This is a genomic window from Streptomyces sp. NPDC058525 (genome assembly GCF_042719495.1).
Taxonomy (GTDB): Bacteria; Actinomycetota; Actinomycetes; order Streptomycetales; family Streptomycetaceae; genus Streptomyces.
The window spans coordinates 1-15,359 of the sequence record NZ_JBHXNP010000006.1 but is presented as its reverse complement, the minus strand read 5'-3'; the positions used below and the strand labels follow the sequence as shown (position 1 = coordinate 15,359).

The window sequence follows — 15,359 nt, the reverse complement described above, 5'->3', positions numbered from 1 at the left end:
CGCCCCGGGAGACCTCCCGGTGGGGGCGCGTACGCTCGGCTGGTGCCTCGCCATGTGAAGAAGCCCCGCCGACTGGTCGCCGACGGGCGCGTATACATGTGGTCGATGCGCCACAGCCACCGAAGGGACCAGGACGGCCGGCCCGTCGACTGTCGCCAAACCCTCTCCCTGTCCCCGCAGCCGGCCGGCACCGGCGGCCCGCTGCGCATCGTCTTCGCCGCCGGGCCCGGCCGGTACGTCCCGGGCGGCGCCCCCTTGGGCTCCGGAGACGTGGGCTTCGCCCAAGGCGCGGACCTGAACCTGCACGAGCCCGGCGCCGTCCGGGCCCTGCTCGACGTGGCGTTGGCGCGTGGGTGGCACCCGGGGGAGCGGCGCGTGGTGGAGGTCGACGGCTGGCAGCTCCTGGAGGCGGCGGCCGCCGCGCGAGCCGGGGACACCGGCGCGCCTTGATGCGGTCCCCGGCTGTCGGGCCGCGCCCGCGCCCGCTCTCCGTCCCTTGACGGCTGGTCAAAGTTCCTGGTGAGAGAGGGTTTCCCGGGCGTTTCCCGTTTCCCGTTGCGGTGGGCCACTCCTGCCTTCTCGACATGGAGGGCTGGCGGGGCACAGTCTCGAAGTGTCGGCGGCAGGCCGGTGCGTGGCTTCGTACGACGAGCCGAGCACGCCGGCGAACCTCACCATCACGACGAGCACGGAGACCCGCGCGACACCTTGGCGGGGACGGGGGAACGGACATGAGGATGCGGAGAACGGCGGTCGGGGCGGCGGCGGTGGCCGCGGTGACCCTGCTGGCCGCGTGGGGAGGCGTACATGGCGCCTCGGCGGCCGCGGTACCGAAGGCGGCGGGGGCGGCCGGGGCGTGCGATGTGCTCGCCCCCGGGGCCTCGGCGGTGGCGGAGGCGGCCGTACGGGCCGCATGCGAACAGATCGGGGTCTGGTACACCTGGGGCGGCGGCCACGGGCCGCAGCCCGGGCCGACGTACGGTCAGGTCGACCCGAGCGACCCGGACAGCGAACACGATCCGGAACGGCTGGGCTTCGACTGCTCGGGGCTGGTCCGGTACGCCTACGCCCGTGCGGCCGGCGGGGACCCGCTGCCCGGGAACGCCTACCACCAATTCCACGCGCCGCAGGTGAAGCAGCGTTTTTCGGCGGCGCAGGGGACTGCGCCACTCCTGCCGGGGGACCTGCTGGCCTGGGGGTCGGGGGGCTCCGTCCACCACATCGCGATCTACCTGGGTGCCGGCAAGATGGTCGAGGCCCGGGAATCGGGCACCCGAATCACCGTCAGCGACGTGCGGTTGGGCGGGGACTACGCGGGAGCGGTCCGCATCTCCGCCGCGGCGGCTCCCGGCACGTTCAGCACCTGGGGCACCGATGTGTGGACCCACAAGGAGCCGTCCACCACGAGCCCGCGCGTACACCGGTTCCCCGGCCCGACCACGGTGCGCATCGAGTGCCAGAAGCACGCCGAACCGGTGACGGCTGAGGGCTACACCAACGACGCCTGGTCCTACCTGCCCGAGTACGGGGCGTGGATCACCAACATCTACATCAAGGGCCCCGCCTGGCTGGACGGCGTACGCACCTGTCCCTGATCGCCGGCCGAACCTGCACCACCGCATCGGACACACCCATCACCCGGCTCCCGAGGGAGCCCTTTCGAGGAGGAAGCATGTCTGCAAGCAGGAAGATCGCCCTGGGTCTCGCCGCCGCCGCACTGGCGGGCGGCATGGCCACCGTGACCGGGCCCGCCGTGGCGACGCCCGCCACCGGGCAGAGCGCGGCCGCCGAATGCGGTGTCCGTGCCGACGGCAAGCTGTGGTGCGGCAACCGGGTCGGGGCCAAGGGCTACGAGCACCGCCGCTACAACTCCGCGGTGCGCGGGCCGCTGAACACGAGCCCCAGCTGGTTCCAGTGCTGGGGCCGCGGCGACCAGCACTCCGGCGGCAACAACGTCTGGTACTGGACCAAGCTGGACAACGGCCAGTGGGGCAACGTGGCGGCGGTGGACGTCCACACGTCGGTCGACCCCGCGCCGGGCCTGCGCGAGTGCTAGACGCTCCGCGAGCCCGGTCCGAGAGCTGACGTCTCTGGTTCACACTGCTGCGATGCCCTCCGGCCACGACGGGCCGGAGGGCATCGCGGCAGTCGCGCGACGGCTTCAGGAGAAGACGGCGGGCCTGAGGGTCCGGGCGCACCACTGCTCGAAGCCGGTGGGGGAGGCGGTGCCCGGGGTGCGGGCGACGGCGGCGTCCAGGCCCTGGTCCTTGGCCCGCTTCATGTCGACGATGCCCTGGACGAACGCCTCGTTGAGGCCGTGGCCGACGAGGGTGGTGTGCAGTTCGCCGAGCGGCCGGCGCGCGTAGCGGACGGGGCGGCCGAACTGTTCGGTCATGATGCGGGCCAGGTCGACGGGGGAGAGGTCCTGCGGGCCGAGGACCGGGACGCTGTCGGTTCCGGTCCACGAGCGGTCCAGGAGCAGGCCGGCGGCGACGGCCGCGATATCGGCGGTGGCGACGAGGGGCGCCTTCCGGTCGGGGTCGACGACATCGGTGAAGACGCCCCTGTCGCGGATCGAGTCGGTCTCCTCCAAGAGGTTCTCGAAGAAGGAGGGGCAGGCCAGGGCCCGGTAGGCGACTCCGCTGCTGGCGATGAGGTCGTCCATGGCCAGGGAGGCGGTGACGAGGCCGGCCCGGTCGGCGAGCGGGGTCCCGCGGCCGAGCGCGGAGACGCCGACGACGTGGCCGATGCCGTGGGCGGCGAGCGCCTTCACGGCGGGCCCGGTGAAGCCGCTGAAAGCGTCCCGCGGAGTCAGGGAGGCATCCGGAGGGACGAGCCAGAAGACGGCGTCCGCACCCTCGAAGGCCCGGTCGACGACCTCGGCGTCTCCGTGCGAGCCGGTGATCACCTCGACGCGTCCGCGCGCCGTGTCCGGCAGCCGGTCGGGGTCGCGCACGGCCCGCCTGCACACCTCGCCCGCCGCCATGAGCCGTACGCTCGCCCGCCTGCGCCGCACCCTGCAGGATCCGCTGCTGGTCCGGGCCGGGCAGGCCATGGTCCCCACCCCGCGCGCCCTGGCCCTGCGCGAGGAAGCCGCGGCCGTGGTGCAGCGCCTCGGAGCGCTGCTCAGCCCCGATACCGGTGTCGACCCCGCCACCCTGCGCAGCACCTTCACGCTCCAGACGGCCGACCTGGTCGGCGCGGCGCTGGCCCCCGGACTGCTGCGCCTGGCCGAGCAGGAGGCGCCGGGGGTCTCGTTCCGGCTCCGGGCCGAGGAGTGGGAGGCCGGCCCCGCGCTGCGCGACGGCCGGATCGACCTGGAGGTCGGGTCCATCGACCATGTGGAACCCGAAACCAGGGTCGAGGAGCTGGTCAGCCTCCGCATGGTGGCGGCCGTCCGGCCCGGCCATCCGCTGACCGAAGGCCCCCTGACCCCGGCCCGGCTCGCCGCCGCCCAGCACGTCGCGGTCAGCCGCCGCGGCCGCTTCACCGGCCCCCTCGACGCCGCCCTGGCCGAGCAGGACCTTCAACGGCGGGTCGGCATCGTCCTGCCCAGCCACCTGGCCGCCATGACCCTCGCCGCTCGCAGCGACGTCGTCTGCCTCGTGCCCGCCGCACCCCCCGGCGCCGCCCCCTCACCCCTCACCGGCGACGCCATCGCCCTCGGACTGCACCTCCTGGACATCCCGCTGACCCTGCCGCCCGTGACCGTCGGCATGGCCTGGCACCCCCGCCACGCAGCCGACCGAGCCCACCACTGGCTCCGCAACGCCATCCGCCGAACCCTCCGCACACCCGCGAGCCCGGCCCCCTCGACGACCTGACCGCTTCACCAGGAAGCCCCCGCGCCCGCGTCTCCTCGATGCGGAGTGCGGGGGCGGGGGCTTGCCCGCGTCACGGGCTGCGTGTTCAGCCCTGGTGCCTGACCATAGCCAGGGCGTTCTTCACTTCCTGGACGACGCGGGCGGCGTCGTCGGGGTTGTTCACCACGTCCGTCCGGTTCATGTCGATGATGAGGACTTCGCTGGCCGAGTAGTGCTTGTGCACCCAGTCGTCGTAGCCGGACCACAGCGTCCGGTAGTACTCGATGAGGCTCTCGTCCTGTTCGAAATCGCGGCCGCGCAGTCCGATGCGGTGCAGGACGGTCTCGAAGTCGGCCTTGAGGTAGACCATGAGATCGGGTGCCTTGCGGTAGGGCAGGCCGTCGATCTCGCGCATCATCTCGCCCAGCAGCCCCTCGTACACCTGCATCTCGAGGGAGCTGATCCGGCCCAGGTCGTGATTGACCTTGGCGAAGTACCAGTCCTCGTAGATGGACCGGTCCAGGACGTTGTCGCCCTGCTTGTACGCCTCCTTGATCGAGGCGAACCGGGTCTGCAGGAAGTACAGCTGGAGCAGGAAGGGGTAACGCCTGGCCTGGATCTCCTCGGGGCTCGCCGTGTAGAAGAGCGGAAGGATCGGGTTGTCTTCGACACTCTCGTAGAAGACTTCGCTGCCGAGCTCCTTGGCGAGCAGCTCGGCAACACTCGTCTTGCCGATCCCGATCATGCCTCCGACGCAGATCACTGACATACCTCACTTCTCCCTGGGGATCTTCTGTTCGCGGACGGGCGGGCTGGGCACCCCGCACCACTGAGACGCACACCGACGGGCGCGCGATTCCCCGGGAGCTTCATGATCAGCGCCGTACGGTCCCCACCCGCACCAGAACCCCGACACAGGCCGCCCTCATCGACCGGCCGACCTGCCCTTTTCCGCAGCCGCCGCGCACAGCGACGAGCCGCAGCCCCGCGGCCAGCCTGAATCTTAAATCACGATTCCCCCCAGACAGGCCAGAGCGCCACCGCCACCCGCTCACCTCGCACGTCACAGCCGCCTGCCGCGTCGCTCCCGACACCGCCGACGCACACCTGGCCGCTCTGACCGGAGTCGGCCCCGGGTGCCTGGACCCCCCCGCATGCTCCTGGCCACACACAGCGCCCGACCGCACGCCCTGCCGGGCGCCCGGGGGTCTGGGCGGCCGCTGCCTGGCCGGGCGGATGCGGTCCCGGCTGGTCGGAATACCTGGCCGTGCGTTCCGACGTCAGGCAGGGGGAGAGGGCGCCACGAGGTGGTCGCGCGCGGTTGCGCGACTGTGGTTCGGCCGCGTACGGCTGCCGCCGACCGACGCCTGCCGCCTCGCCGGGGCTTGCGCCCGAGCCCGTGCCGAGGAGTCGGCCAAGGCCGGCTACCTGATGGACCACCGGCAGGCCCCAGTGCGATTCTTCACCCATGACGACGAGACGACGCAGCCAGGCCGAACGAGACGCGATCCCGGTTGAGATCGGGTACGCGCTGCTGAGCGCGTGTTTCCTCGGCGCGATCGTGTTCGCGACGATCGCCGGGCCGGCTGCGGTCTGGCACCTGCCTTCTGCCCTCGAGAAGACCCTTCTGGTCGCCGGGGCTTGGGTTGCCGGAGTTCTCGCTGTGATTCGTGTCGTTCATGTCCTCTGGCGATTCGGACAGCACCGCTGACACACCTCGGACCCGATGCGACGGACGGCCGTTCGTCGCGTTCCGTCAGCCGGCGCGCTGATGTGCCGACCAGCACGCCGCCGTTCGAGCCTGCGTAGCCGAAGGCGCGCCCAAGCGGGTGCGCTTGTGCCAGCCACGACGGGTACGTGCTGGCTCGCAAGGACGTCAGAGGCGTGCAGCTGCCAGGTCGATCATGCGGTGCATGGCGACCGGCGGAATTGCCGGGTTCTGGGCGGCGTCTTCGGCGCTGTGCTCGTCGAGGAGCAAACGGATCAGGGCTGCGGGCGGCAGGGCCGGATTCCGTCGGGCGCAGCCGCGGACAGCCTGGTCGGCGTCGGCGGTCAGCCTCGCAGCGGACTCGGGAGACAGGCGAGGGTCGCCCGCGGCGCCGCTTCGTACATGAGCGTCGGGATCGCGGCTGAACCGTTCGACGAGGGCGGCATCCGATGCGGGATCGGCGAGCGCGAGCAGGCGTAGGCGGGGCTCCGGGTCCAGGGCGAAGCGGAGCAGGTCGTGGCGAGGGAAGTTGGGGTGGTTGCGGGGGCGGCCCGGGAAGGAGAAGCTGCCCTCCCACCAGCTCCAAACGTCCAGCAGCACGTCGGCGGGTGCGTCCTCGCAGGACTCCGTGAGGAAGAGGCGCACGATGCGGTCCTCGTCGTGGGCGAGGAGCTCCATCACGTCCGGCGGAAGGTGCCGGGCGCGGGCCACACTGCGCCGGATCCACCGGTTCGGCGACGCCGCGAGCTGGCGCATCGCGTCGGCGTCACCGTGGAGGGCAGCGATCCACCACACCGCGTACGAGACATGACCGGTGGCGACGTCCGGAACGGTGGCTGCCATCGCGGCGATCTCGGCCGGACCCGCAGGCGGCCGGGAGTCTGAGTCCGGCGCCCTCTCGACACCGACCCGCGCCCCGGAGTCCCGATGCGCAGCCTGCTCCATAGCCAGCTCCGCCAGAGCATCGCGGATCTTCGGCTCCGTAGTCGAAGCAAGCATCCGACTCCACTGCTCCGGCGAGAGCCGCCCCGATTCCGCGACTGTGCCGCGGACCGCCTTCGCAGGGTGGACCACGGCTGCGTCCAGGACGCCGGACGGAAGGTCAGCGCGGTACAGGAAGCTCAGGAAGAGGGGATTCCCCGTATCGAAGAGGGCGACCAGCACATCCGCCGGTGCTCCCCGGTTGGCACCCAGACCGCGCAACCACGCGCGGGCTACGCGCTGGCAGGGGGCCGGGCCGTAGCCGTCGGACAGCGCGGCCCATGCACCCAGGTCGGCATCGCTTTCGCTCACCTGCTGATTGAACAGGTACGGAGCCGGAAGGAACACCACGTCACCGCGCCCGAGGCCCGCGCGGGGCGGTCCTGCTTCGGCGGCTCGCGGCGGCGGCCGGCCTGTGCTGCTGGGCTCCTGGTGCTGCGGTGACGTCCCCGGCAGCAGATCAGCAGCGCGTCACCTCGGGCTCGAAAATGCGCAGGCCCCAGGGCTCCATTGTGCTGTCGCAGAGTTCGGCCAGGAACTGAACCGCTCCACCCACGTAGTGCCACCAAGCCCCACCGCGACCGGCCACGGTAACGAACCACTCCTGCGGGGTTTCTCCGGCAGTGCTCCACATGAACTTGTCGCTCTCGTCCGACTCCGACCAAGGCAGCAGGCCGCCCGGTGCGGGATAGGCCAGCAGGCCGAGATCCGGTTCCAGCCACGCGTCGACAAGTACATCCAGCGTGCTCTGGAACTCACGGTGCACGAGGTGCTCCTCGCCCGGCGCGGGCAGCGCGACGAGAATGTAGGCGCCGATCGTGAACGCCGGGTACCACTCGGCGAGGTACTTGTAGTCGGCGGGCAGCGCCGTGCCCAGGCTCTCCTCGACCAAGGCCCAGTCGAGCACGGCCGGCGCCGACCGGCGATGGTCGACCAAGCCCGGGAGAGCGCTCAAGCGCTGCGAGAGGCTCTGCCGGATCCGTGATGCGGCGCTTCGGCGTCTGTGTCTCCTCGATGGGATCGTCCGTCATGGACCGCAGCCGACCAGAGCCGTATGACACTCCCCATGCCCGGGTCCACCCATCGCAGCACCCCCACCAGGCCGAGCTCCTGGCCGAGCCCCTGTTCTGGCCCATCGACGCCGGCCACCGGGCACTGCTGGGGCCGTACATAATTGGCAGGTCAGGTGGGGTGCGTGGCGTGTAGCTTGGCGGTGTGGCCGGTGCTTGGCCACCCGTGACGCCGGTGTTGCCGGGATGTTCACACCCCCGCGGTCTCCCTTTCGTGGGAGAGCCGGCCCCGGATTCAGTCTGGCGATCATGCACGCCCGACTGTGAGTGTGATGGAGATGCGTTGAAGACAAGAGCAGGAACAAGCATCGGGTCCGTAGCCGTGGCCTTGGCCGTGACGATGGTGCTCGCGGGCTGTGGTGCGGGCTCCGAAGGGGCGACACCGGCGGGTGAAGCCACTGGTTCGCCGGGCGGGACGGCGAAGCAGCGCGCGGACCTGGAGGCGCATCAGAAGAAGGTCCGTGCCGCAGCGGATGAAGTGAATGCGGCTCTGGCGGACGCCGGAGTCACCGCGCAGGCGATGGTGACTCGCACCAGTGCCGTCGTGATGGGCACGCACCCTGAAGCCACGGTGAGGGCATCCTTCACCAAGGGTTTCGACAATCTCGCTCAGCGGCGGGGCTGGCAGGTTGAGCCTGCCGGTGCGGACGCCAGTCTGCTACGGGCCGAGAAGCAGGACGGGTGCCGGGTCATAGGTACCCACGACTTCACCGACCGCCGGCCCCAGACGAAGCCCGGCGAAGTGACGGTCACTGTCTCGGTGACCTGCAACGACTGAAAGGCCACCACCTTGCCCAGCACCCCCACCACGTTCCTCTCCGACGGCACGAGGCACGAGGTCACGCGCGCCCAGATCCAGCAGGCCGCCGCTGTCCTGCCGCCCGCGCACAGCGAACAGTTCAGCAAGAACCAGGCGTGGTTCGCCCTTGTCGGCGGTGGCCTGCACTACGTCGTCGCGTTGATCGAGAAGGCCACGGGCCTCCGCCCTTCCAGCGCGGAGACCGCACGCCTCGCCTTGGCCGATCTCGGCTTCCCCGTCCTGGCCCTGGCCTACGGCACCCTCCTCACCGACGGGCACCCGGCCCACCGCGAGTAGAGCCTCGGGCGCACTGGCGGTCGACGCGCGGAGTCCTGCGGGGTGTCGGCGCGGCGGAGGCGTCGGCGGGAGACTTCAGGGCATGGATGTGGAGTCGGTGGCGGTTGAGTTGTACGGGTTGCGGCCGGGGGAGTTCACCGCGGCCCGGGACGATTACGTGGCCAAGGCGCGCAAAGCGGGGGACAAGCGCCTGGCCGCCGCGATTGCGGCGTTGCGGAAGCCGACCGTCGCGGTGTGGACGGCCGGCCTGCTGGCCCGCCGGCGGCCGAAGGAGGCGCTCGGCCTCGTGCAGCTCGGCGAGGCGCTCCGTGTCGCACACCGGACGCTGGACGCCGGGCAGCTGCGGAAGCTGTCACACGATCAGCATGCGGTGATCGGCGAGCTCGCGCGTACGGCGCATGCTCTGGCCGCCGAAGCCGGCCAGGCGGTGAGTGAGCCGGTGCTGCACGAGGTCGAGCAGATCCTCCGTGCGGTTCTCGCTGATGCTGATGTGGCCGAGCAGTGGGTGGGAGGTCGGCTGGCGAAGGCTCCGGATGTGGGGTCGGGGTTCACCGGGCTGGAAACGTTGCCCGGCGCCGCGGCTCCTCAACGGGCTCCGAAGGCCTCGACCGCCGGATCTGGGACCGGGCGCGTCCCGTCCCAAGAACCGGAATCGGAGCCGGACGTGGACAGGCGGAGGGTGCAGGCGAGACGGGAGCGGGTGAAGGCGGCCCGGGCGGAGTTGGCCGGCACTCGGGCGGAAGCGGATCGCCTTGAAGCGGAGCAGGTTGCCGCGCAGGAACTGGTGGATGGTGCGGCCGCCGACTTGGCTGCCGCCGAGGAAGACGTACAGGCCGCGAAGGAACGGCTGGAGACGGCACGTACGGTGAGCAAGGACGCGGCCGCGGGCCTGAGGGTGGCAGAGCGAGCGGCTGCGAAGGCGCGGGCACGGGCGGATGCGGCGGCCCGGAAGGTCGAGGGCCTCACCAGCTCGGAAGGGTGAGCCGGGGATGTGTTGGGGTGGCTGAGTCTGCACGTGGGGATGGCCATTGCGGCGGCGGCATGTCGTTCCTGCTCTGGATCCACCTTTTTTGGCGGCGAAAGACTGCCTGATCAGGGCGGGGGTGGGCAGTGCCGCCGCGCTGATCGTCGGTAGGGTCAACAAGAAGGTGGCCCGGGAGATCGCCGTGAACACCGTCGCGGCCGAGGCCACCGGCTGCATCAGCTCGATGCTCGGCTGACAGGAGCCCGCACCATGTTGCCCAGAATCATCATCGTCGCCGTGTCGTTCGCCATCCTGGTCATCGTCAACAGGTTCCTGATCAGCCCGTACTGGGGTGAGCTCGTGGCCACCGCCGTCATAGCGGGTGCCATGACCTACGCACTCGGCAAGGTCGGCACCCGCGAGAACGCCGAGCCCGGCCGGAACTGACGCGCCCGGCCGCGGGCTCTGAGGAGCGTCGAGTTCCCAGGGAGCCGGTGGCCGGTGGCCGGCGGGGGAAGTGATGTCCGTTTTGTCGCTTGGTGTGGCGGGAAGACTGGTACGAGGGGGCACTCGCTGGGAGCGCCATGATCGACGTAGTGGTCGTAGACGACGAACCGCTGATCAGAGCCGGACTCACACAGGTCCGCGGCCGTGCCCGTGGGCGAGGCTGTGGCCGCGATCGCTGACGCGCAGCCTCAGGTGGTGCTGCTGGACTGCTGCACCACCGAAGCGGCCCACATCGGCGAAGGGCTGGGACGGCTTGTCGCGCCGCCTGCGGTGTGTGTCCTGTCGAGGTCGGCGGACCCGGAGTACGCGGCCGTCGTCGGCGCCTTCCTCGACCACATCGGGCAGCTGCCCGACACCACGCGCACCTCACGTCTCACGGCCCGGGAACACGACGTACTGGTCCTGCTCGCCGCCGGCTTCTCCAACGCCGACATCGCTCGTCGCCTCCACCTCGGCGTCGGCACCGTGAAGGACCATGTCAGCACCATCCTGGCCAAACTCGAAGTCATCGGCCGCGTCCAGGCCGCGCTCCACGCCGAACGCGCAGGGCTCCTCATCTAGACCCCCGCCCTCACGCCCCTACCCGCACTCGGAGCAGCAGGGCCGCGCGAGTTCGGTGAAGAGGGCGGCCAGGTCGGCGGGATCGGCCGGCAGGCCGTTGCCCACACCGACCGCGGTGGCGCCCGCGTCCAGCCAGGGCTGGACGCCGTCGGGGCGTATGCCGCCGGTGGGGATGATGACGGCTCCGGGCAGCACGGCCGTGAGGGAGCGGATGAACTGGGGGCCGCCCACGTGCGCCGGGAAGACCTTCGCGGCTCCGGCCGCGCGGATGGCGGCCGCCACTTCGCCGGGGGTGAAGCCGCCTTCGATGAAGACGGCGCCGCGTTCTCGTGCCACCTCGCGCACTTCGGGCGCCGGATAGGGGGAGATGAGGAAGGCGGCGCCGGCGTCCAGAGCGGTGTGTGCCTGCTCGGCCGTGGTGACGGTGCCCATGCCGATCGCCGCCGGGCGGCCGCGGTGGTCGGTGAGGGGGACCGTGCGGGCCAGGGCCTCCGCCCAGCCCGGGGTGGTGGTGGTCAGCTCGACCGCACGGCAGCCCGCCGCGAGCAGTGCGGTGGTCTGGCGTACGGCTTCGTCCGCGTCGGCGTTGCGCAGTACGGGCAGCAGGCGTTGCGCGGCGATGACGGCGTACGGGTGGCAAGTCATGGGGGAGGGCTCCTGGTTCGTCGGTGAGTTGGGTGACTTCAGTGCGTGCAGTGCGTGCAGTGCGTGCAGTGAGTTCGGTGAGCTCAGTGACTTCGGTGAGTTCAGTGACTTCGGTGAATTCGGGTCTACGGGGCTCACGGCGTGCGGCGGACCGACTTGCCGGCGAGTACCTGCGTGCGCTTGCCGTCCTGGATGACGAAGCGTCCGTCGATCAGGACGTGGGGGATGCCGTGCGGGAGGGTGCGTGGTGCTTCGAACGAGGAGCCCGCGGAGACCGTCTCGGGGTCGAAGAGGACCAGGTCGGCTCGGTAGCCCTCGCTGACCAGGCCCCGGTCCGGCAGCCGCAGGCGGGCGGCGGGGCGGGAGGTCATGTGGGCCACGCACTCCTCCAGGGAGAGCTCGCCGAGCTCGCGGACGTACTTCCCGAGGTACTGGGGGAAGGTGCCGTAGGCGCGCGGGTGGGGCTTGTAGCCCTGGAGGATGCCGTCCGAACCGGCGGTGTGGGCGCGGTGCTTCATGATGAGGCGGACGTTCTCCTCGTGGCCGACGTGTTGCAGGATCGTCGACCCGAGCCGGTCGTTGATCAGCAGTCGGCGCGCCGTGGTCCACGGGGCTTCGCCGCGCATCCGGGCCGATTCGGCGATGGTCTTCCCCACGCACGAGGCCAGGCCCGGGTCGGAGACTCCGGAGATCTCGATCGTGTCCCATTCGATGGGCACGCCGTGGCAGCCGTCGGAGCCGATGTCCTCCAGTTCGTGCCGGATGCGCTCGGCCGTCGCGTCGTCCGCGAGGCGGGCCAGCACCGCCTGCGGCCCGCCTTCGCCGGCCCAGCTCGGGAGCATGGCGACGAGGGTGGTGCAGCCGGGTGTGTAGGGGTAGGTGTCCAGCGTGATGTCCGCGCCCTGGTCCAGGGCCCGGTCCAGGAGGGCCAGCAGGTCGGGTGCCTTGCCCTTGTTGACGCCGAAGTTCATGGTGGCGTGCGCCAGGTGGAGCGCGCAGCCGGCTTCCCGCGTGAGGTCCACCATCTCCTGGTAGGCCTGGAGGGCGCCGGATCCGTACGAGCGGTGGTGGGGGCAGCAGTAGCCGTTGAACGAGGCCACCACCCGGCACAGTTCGGTGAGTTCGCCGTCCTTGGCGTACATGCCCGGGGTGTAGGTGAGGCCCGATGACATGCCCACCGCGCCCTGCTGAAGGCCCTCGGCGACGAGCCGGCGCATCCCGTCGAGTTCGCTCTCGGTGGGGTCGCGGTCCTCCCAGCCCATGGCGTGCATGCGGACGGTCCCCTGCGGGATGAGGTAGGCGGCGTTGACCGCGATGCCCTGCCCGTCGAATCCCCGGTCGAGGCGGTCGAGGTACTCGCCGACCGTCCGCCAGTCGAAGTCGATGTCGGAGCCGTCGCCGTTCCAGCCCGTGATGGCCTGTCGGACCTTGGCGAGGGTGTGGTCGTCGACGGGCGCGTAGGACAGGCCGTCCTGGCCCAGGACCTCCAGGGTCACGCCCTGCGCGGCCTTCGCGCTGTGGTCGGGGTCGCGCAGCAGGGCGAGGTCGCTGTGGGCGTGCATGTCGATGAAGCCGGGGGCCAGGGCGAGCCCGTCGGCGTCGAGGGTCCGGTGGGCGGACGGCCTGGGACCGTCGCCCTCCCGTCGGATCTCTTGGATGCGGCCCTCCCGAAGGGCCACATCGGCGCGGTAGGAGGCTGCGCCGGAGCCGTCGATGACACGGGCGTTGCGGATGACCAGGTCCATGGTGGGCGGTGCTCCTGCGGTGGGGGTGAGGCGTGGGGCTGACGGGGTGGGTGTGGGGCGGGCGGGGTGTGACGTGCGGACGTGCGGACGTGAGGACGTGCGGCGGCCCGGCGGCCCGGCGGTCAGAAGTACGTGCGTACGAAGTCCCGCACCGTGCCGTCCGCCTCCACCAGCGGGATCAGCTGCCACTTGTCGAAGCTGGTGCACGGGTGCGACAGGCCGAGTCCCAGCCAGTCGCCGACCTCGAGCTGGGCGTCCGGTGCGGTGCGTACCCAGCCGTGCTGGTCGGAGATTGCGGACACGGTGATGCCCGTCGCGTCCCGCAGGGCGCCGTCGCGGGCCGAGCGCACCACCTGGGCCTCGGGCAGGTCCAGGTCGTAGGCGGCGTCGCGCTTGCCCGCGTTCAGGAACGCCTGCTCCGGGGAGGGCCGCGAGATCACCTGGGCCCACAGGCGGAAGGCGGGTTCGAGGCGGCCCTCCTCGGGGACGCGGTTGAAGGGGGTCAAGCGGCGGTAGTGGCCGTCGTCGTGCGAGAGGTACGCGCCCGAGCGCAGCACCTTGAGGACCGGCGCGGACAGGGCGGGGACCTCGGCGAACACCTCGGCCACCGCGTCGAACCAGGCGGAGCCGCCCGCGCTGACCAGGATCTCGTCCAGCGCGGTGAAGCGGCCCGCGGCGTCGAAGTCGGCGAGGAGGGAGACGAGGCGGCGCAGCCAGGCCCTGACGCTTTCCGGGTCGGCCCCGGGTACCTCGCCCTCGTAGCCGCTGACCCCGATCAGGCGCAGCGTCCGGGTGGCGGCCACGGCGTCGGCGACCGCCGCGCATTCGGCCTCCGTACGGGCGCCGGTACGGGCATCGGCGCCGGCGCCGAGTTCGACCACGACGTCGACCGGGCGGGTGCCGCCGGCCGCGCGCAGCGCCTCGTCCATCAGCTCGACGCCGCGCACGGAGTCCACGTAGCAGACGAAACGGAACGACGGGTGGGCGTCCAGTTCGCGGGAGATCCAGTGCAGCGCGGCCGCGTCGACCACCTCGTTGGCCAGCAGTACGCGCTCCATGCCGAAGGCGCGCGCCACGCGTACCTGGTGGGGGGTGGCGAGGGTGACGCCCCAGGCGCCGTGGGCGACTTGGCGTGCGAAGAGGGCGGGAGCCATGGAGGTCTTGCCGTGCGGGGCGAAGACGAGCCCGTGGCGCGCCGTGTAGTCGGCCATGAGGCCGAGGTTGTGCTCGACGCGTTCGGCGGAGAGCGCGATCGCCGGTGTGGTGAATCCGCCGGTGAAGAGGTTGCGGCGCTGGGCCGCCAGCTCGCCGACGGTCAGACCGTCCGCGTCCGGCGGCAGCCCCTTGAAGCGGAAGTCGACGCGCTCGTCGGCGAGGGCGGTGATGCGCGCGGTGGGGTCGGCGTGGTCGGCAGTCATGCGGCGCTCCCTGGACTCGAACGACCTGCGTTGCATCCTGTGCAACGGTCGTTGCGTTATTCGCTACACCGTGCTTAACATCCCGATCAACGCCAGGTCAACAAACCTGATGAACCGGGCATACAGCGCAAAGGAGTCCAGCGTGTCCACAACCTCAGCGGGCGGCCGGGCCTCCGTCGTCGACGTGACCTGCGTCGGCGAGTCGATGGTCGCGCTACGGCCCACCACCCCCGGCCCGCTCGCAGATGTGTCCGGATTCACACGGGGATTCGGCGGTGCCGAGTCGAACGTGGCCTGCGGGGTGGCCGGCATGGGGCACAGCGCCCGCTGGGTCGGCCACGTCGGAGCGGACGGCTTCGGCGAGTACCTGGTACGCGAGATAGCCGCCCGAGGCGTCGACACCGCCCACGTGACGCGGGACCCCCACCGCCCGACGGGGGTCTACTTCCGCACCGTCGGCGAGCGCGCCACCGGAGCCGAGGGCGAACCCGAACAGGAACTGGCCGAGGTCGCCTACTACCGCGAGGCCTCCGCCGCATCCGCCATGTCCCCGGACACGGTCGACAGGGCCGTGCTCGACGCCACCAAGGTCCTGCACCTGACCGGCATCACCGCCGCCCTCTCCCCGGACTGCCTGGACCTCCTGCGTGCGCTGACCGCCCCCCGTCCCGGCCGCCCGCGCGTGTCCTTCGACGTCAACTACCGGATGAACCTCTGGCCGGACCCCGCCGAAGCCGGGTCGGTCCTGCTCGGCGTGGACCGCCGTCGCGCCCACGTGGGGCTCGCCGACCGACGTCTACCTGCAGGGAATGGACGAAGTCACCTGTAAACAGACAAACACCAACAACATCAAGAAAAAAC

18 protein-coding genes and 1 pseudogene are annotated in these 15,359 nt (G+C 71.3%); 12 read left to right on the top strand and 7 right to left on the bottom strand.

The annotated features are described in order from the left end of the window. Positions 1–42 precede the first annotated feature (42 nt). The 3 genes from ACFWP3_RS04785 (at position 43) to ACFWP3_RS04775 (ending at position 2,056) form a co-directional block, all read left to right on the top strand. A complete protein-coding gene (locus tag ACFWP3_RS04785) occupies positions 43–450 on the top strand; it encodes a hypothetical protein (protein WP_384216188.1) in 408 nt (135 codons plus the stop codon). A gap of 281 nt (positions 451–731) precedes the next feature. Beyond that, complete coding sequence (locus ACFWP3_RS04780) at positions 732–1,595, top strand: C40 family peptidase (protein WP_384216186.1); 864 nt, start codon at positions 732–734, stop codon at positions 1,593–1,595. Between the two features lie 77 nt (positions 1,596–1,672). Beyond that, positions 1,673–2,056, top strand: coding sequence for a hypothetical protein (locus tag ACFWP3_RS04775; protein WP_384216184.1), 384 nt, complete (start codon positions 1,673–1,675; stop codon positions 2,054–2,056). Between the two features lie 105 nt (positions 2,057–2,161). Here the strand turns inward: ACFWP3_RS04775 and ACFWP3_RS04770 are convergent, their stop codons facing one another. Then, positions 2,162–2,986 carry an NAD(P)H-binding protein gene (locus ACFWP3_RS04770; RefSeq protein WP_384216182.1) on the bottom strand — a complete coding sequence of 275 codons (825 nt, stop codon included), beginning with the start codon at positions 2,984–2,986 and terminating at the stop codon, positions 2,162–2,164. On the opposite strand from ACFWP3_RS04770, the gene ACFWP3_RS04765 reads away from it, so the two are divergent. Then, positions 2,901–3,824, top strand: coding sequence for a LysR family transcriptional regulator (locus ACFWP3_RS04765; RefSeq protein ID WP_384216180.1), 924 nt, complete (start codon positions 2,901–2,903; stop codon positions 3,822–3,824). The genes ACFWP3_RS04770 and ACFWP3_RS04765 overlap by 86 nt on opposite strands. Before the next feature lie 85 nt (positions 3,825–3,909). Here ACFWP3_RS04765 and ACFWP3_RS04760 read toward each other — a convergent pair whose 3' ends face one another. Beyond that, positions 3,910–4,572 (bottom strand): deoxynucleoside kinase, encoded by a 663-nt coding sequence (locus ACFWP3_RS04760; RefSeq protein ID WP_384216178.1) that lies wholly within the window; start codon positions 4,570–4,572, stop codon positions 3,910–3,912. 699 nt (positions 4,573–5,271) lie between these two features. Here ACFWP3_RS04760 and ACFWP3_RS04755 point away from each other — a divergent pair. After that, entirely contained in the window at positions 5,272–5,514 is a 243-nt protein-coding gene (locus tag ACFWP3_RS04755; RefSeq protein ID WP_384216176.1) for a DUF6332 family protein, read from the top strand. A 165-nt stretch (positions 5,515–5,679) separates the two neighbouring features. Here the strand turns inward: ACFWP3_RS04755 and ACFWP3_RS04750 are convergent, their stop codons facing one another. Further along, entirely contained in the window at positions 5,680–6,804 is a 1,125-nt protein-coding gene (locus ACFWP3_RS04750) for a hypothetical protein (protein WP_384216174.1), read from the bottom strand. Between the two features lie 148 nt (positions 6,805–6,952). After that, positions 6,953–7,429: an SMI1/KNR4 family protein gene (locus ACFWP3_RS04745; protein ID WP_384216172.1), complete on the bottom strand. Its 477-nt coding sequence runs from the start codon at positions 7,427–7,429 to the stop codon at positions 6,953–6,955. A gap of 467 nt (positions 7,430–7,896) precedes the next feature. Between ACFWP3_RS04745 and ACFWP3_RS04740 the strand changes: the two genes are divergently transcribed. The 6 genes from ACFWP3_RS04740 to ACFWP3_RS04715 all read left to right on the top strand — a co-directional run bounded on the left by ACFWP3_RS04740 (position 7,897) and on the right by ACFWP3_RS04715 (position 10,690). Beyond that, the gene (locus ACFWP3_RS04740) at positions 7,897–8,340 is read left to right on the top strand and encodes a hypothetical protein (protein ID WP_384216170.1); all 444 of its coding nucleotides are present in this window, start codon (positions 7,897–7,899) and stop codon (positions 8,338–8,340) included. A gap of 12 nt (positions 8,341–8,352) precedes the next feature. Further along, positions 8,353–8,658 carry a hypothetical protein gene (locus ACFWP3_RS04735; protein WP_384216168.1) on the top strand — a complete coding sequence of 102 codons (306 nt, stop codon included), beginning with the start codon at positions 8,353–8,355 and terminating at the stop codon, positions 8,656–8,658. Positions 8,659–8,740: 82 nt separating this feature from the next. After that, entirely contained in the window at positions 8,741–9,640 is a 900-nt protein-coding gene (locus ACFWP3_RS04730) for a hypothetical protein (protein WP_384216166.1), read from the top strand. Between the two features lie 88 nt (positions 9,641–9,728). After that, complete coding sequence (locus ACFWP3_RS04725; RefSeq protein ID WP_384216164.1) at positions 9,729–9,878, top strand: hypothetical protein; 150 nt, start codon at positions 9,729–9,731, stop codon at positions 9,876–9,878. Between the two features lie 14 nt (positions 9,879–9,892). Beyond that, positions 9,893–10,069 (top strand): hypothetical protein, encoded by a 177-nt coding sequence (locus ACFWP3_RS04720; protein WP_384216162.1) that lies wholly within the window; start codon positions 9,893–9,895, stop codon positions 10,067–10,069. 222 nt (positions 10,070–10,291) lie between these two features. After that, complete coding sequence (locus ACFWP3_RS04715) at positions 10,292–10,690, top strand: LuxR C-terminal-related transcriptional regulator (protein WP_384216160.1); 399 nt, start codon at positions 10,292–10,294, stop codon at positions 10,688–10,690. Between the two features lie 18 nt (positions 10,691–10,708). Here the strand turns inward: ACFWP3_RS04715 and ACFWP3_RS04710 are convergent, their stop codons facing one another. From ACFWP3_RS04710 to ACFWP3_RS04700, 3 genes are all read right to left on the bottom strand, one after another. Beyond that, the gene (locus tag ACFWP3_RS04710) at positions 10,709–11,335 is read right to left on the bottom strand and encodes a bifunctional 4-hydroxy-2-oxoglutarate aldolase/2-dehydro-3-deoxy-phosphogluconate aldolase (protein ID WP_384216158.1); all 627 of its coding nucleotides are present in this window, start codon (positions 11,333–11,335) and stop codon (positions 10,709–10,711) included. 134 nt (positions 11,336–11,469) lie between these two features. Further along, positions 11,470–13,080 (bottom strand): amidohydrolase family protein, encoded by a 1,611-nt coding sequence (locus ACFWP3_RS04705; RefSeq protein ID WP_384216156.1) that lies wholly within the window; start codon positions 13,078–13,080, stop codon positions 11,470–11,472. Between the two features lie 122 nt (positions 13,081–13,202). Then, a complete protein-coding gene (locus ACFWP3_RS04700) occupies positions 13,203–14,498 on the bottom strand; it encodes an alanine racemase (protein WP_384216155.1) in 1,296 nt (431 codons plus the stop codon). A gap of 109 nt (positions 14,499–14,607) precedes the next feature. Between ACFWP3_RS04700 and ACFWP3_RS04695 the strand changes: the two are divergent. Beyond that, positions 14,608–15,261: pseudogene (locus ACFWP3_RS04695) on the top strand (sugar kinase); the annotation flags it as partial. Positions 15,262–15,359 lie beyond the last annotated feature (98 nt).

Bases quoted from the DNA above. Each gene is read 5' to 3' on its own strand.
- ACFWP3_RS04720 (WP_384216162.1), top strand. From the start codon at position 9,893: ATGTTGCCCAGAATCATCATCGTCGCCGTGTCGTTCGCCATCCTGGTC.
- ACFWP3_RS04710 (WP_384216158.1), bottom strand. From the start codon at position 11,335: ATGACTTGCCACCCGTACGCCGTCATCGCCGCGCAACGCCTGCTGCCC.
- ACFWP3_RS04775 (WP_384216184.1), top strand. From the start codon at position 1,673: ATGTCTGCAAGCAGGAAGATCGCCCTGGGTCTCGCCGCCGCCGCACTG.
- ACFWP3_RS04755 (WP_384216176.1), top strand. From the start codon at position 5,272: ATGACGACGAGACGACGCAGCCAGGCCGAACGAGACGCGATCCCGGTT.
- ACFWP3_RS04730 (WP_384216166.1), top strand. From the start codon at position 8,741: ATGGATGTGGAGTCGGTGGCGGTTGAGTTGTACGGGTTGCGGCCGGGG.
- ACFWP3_RS04705 (WP_384216156.1), bottom strand. From the start codon at position 13,080: ATGGACCTGGTCATCCGCAACGCCCGTGTCATCGACGGCTCCGGCGCA.
- ACFWP3_RS04770 (WP_384216182.1), bottom strand. From the start codon at position 2,986: ATGGCGGCGGGCGAGGTGTGCAGGCGGGCCGTGCGCGACCCCGACCGG.
- ACFWP3_RS04760 (WP_384216178.1), bottom strand. From the start codon at position 4,572: ATGTCAGTGATCTGCGTCGGAGGCATGATCGGGATCGGCAAGACGAGT.
- ACFWP3_RS04700 (WP_384216155.1), bottom strand. From the start codon at position 14,498: ATGACTGCCGACCACGCCGACCCCACCGCGCGCATCACCGCCCTCGCC.
- ACFWP3_RS04780 (WP_384216186.1), top strand. From the start codon at position 732: ATGAGGATGCGGAGAACGGCGGTCGGGGCGGCGGCGGTGGCCGCGGTG.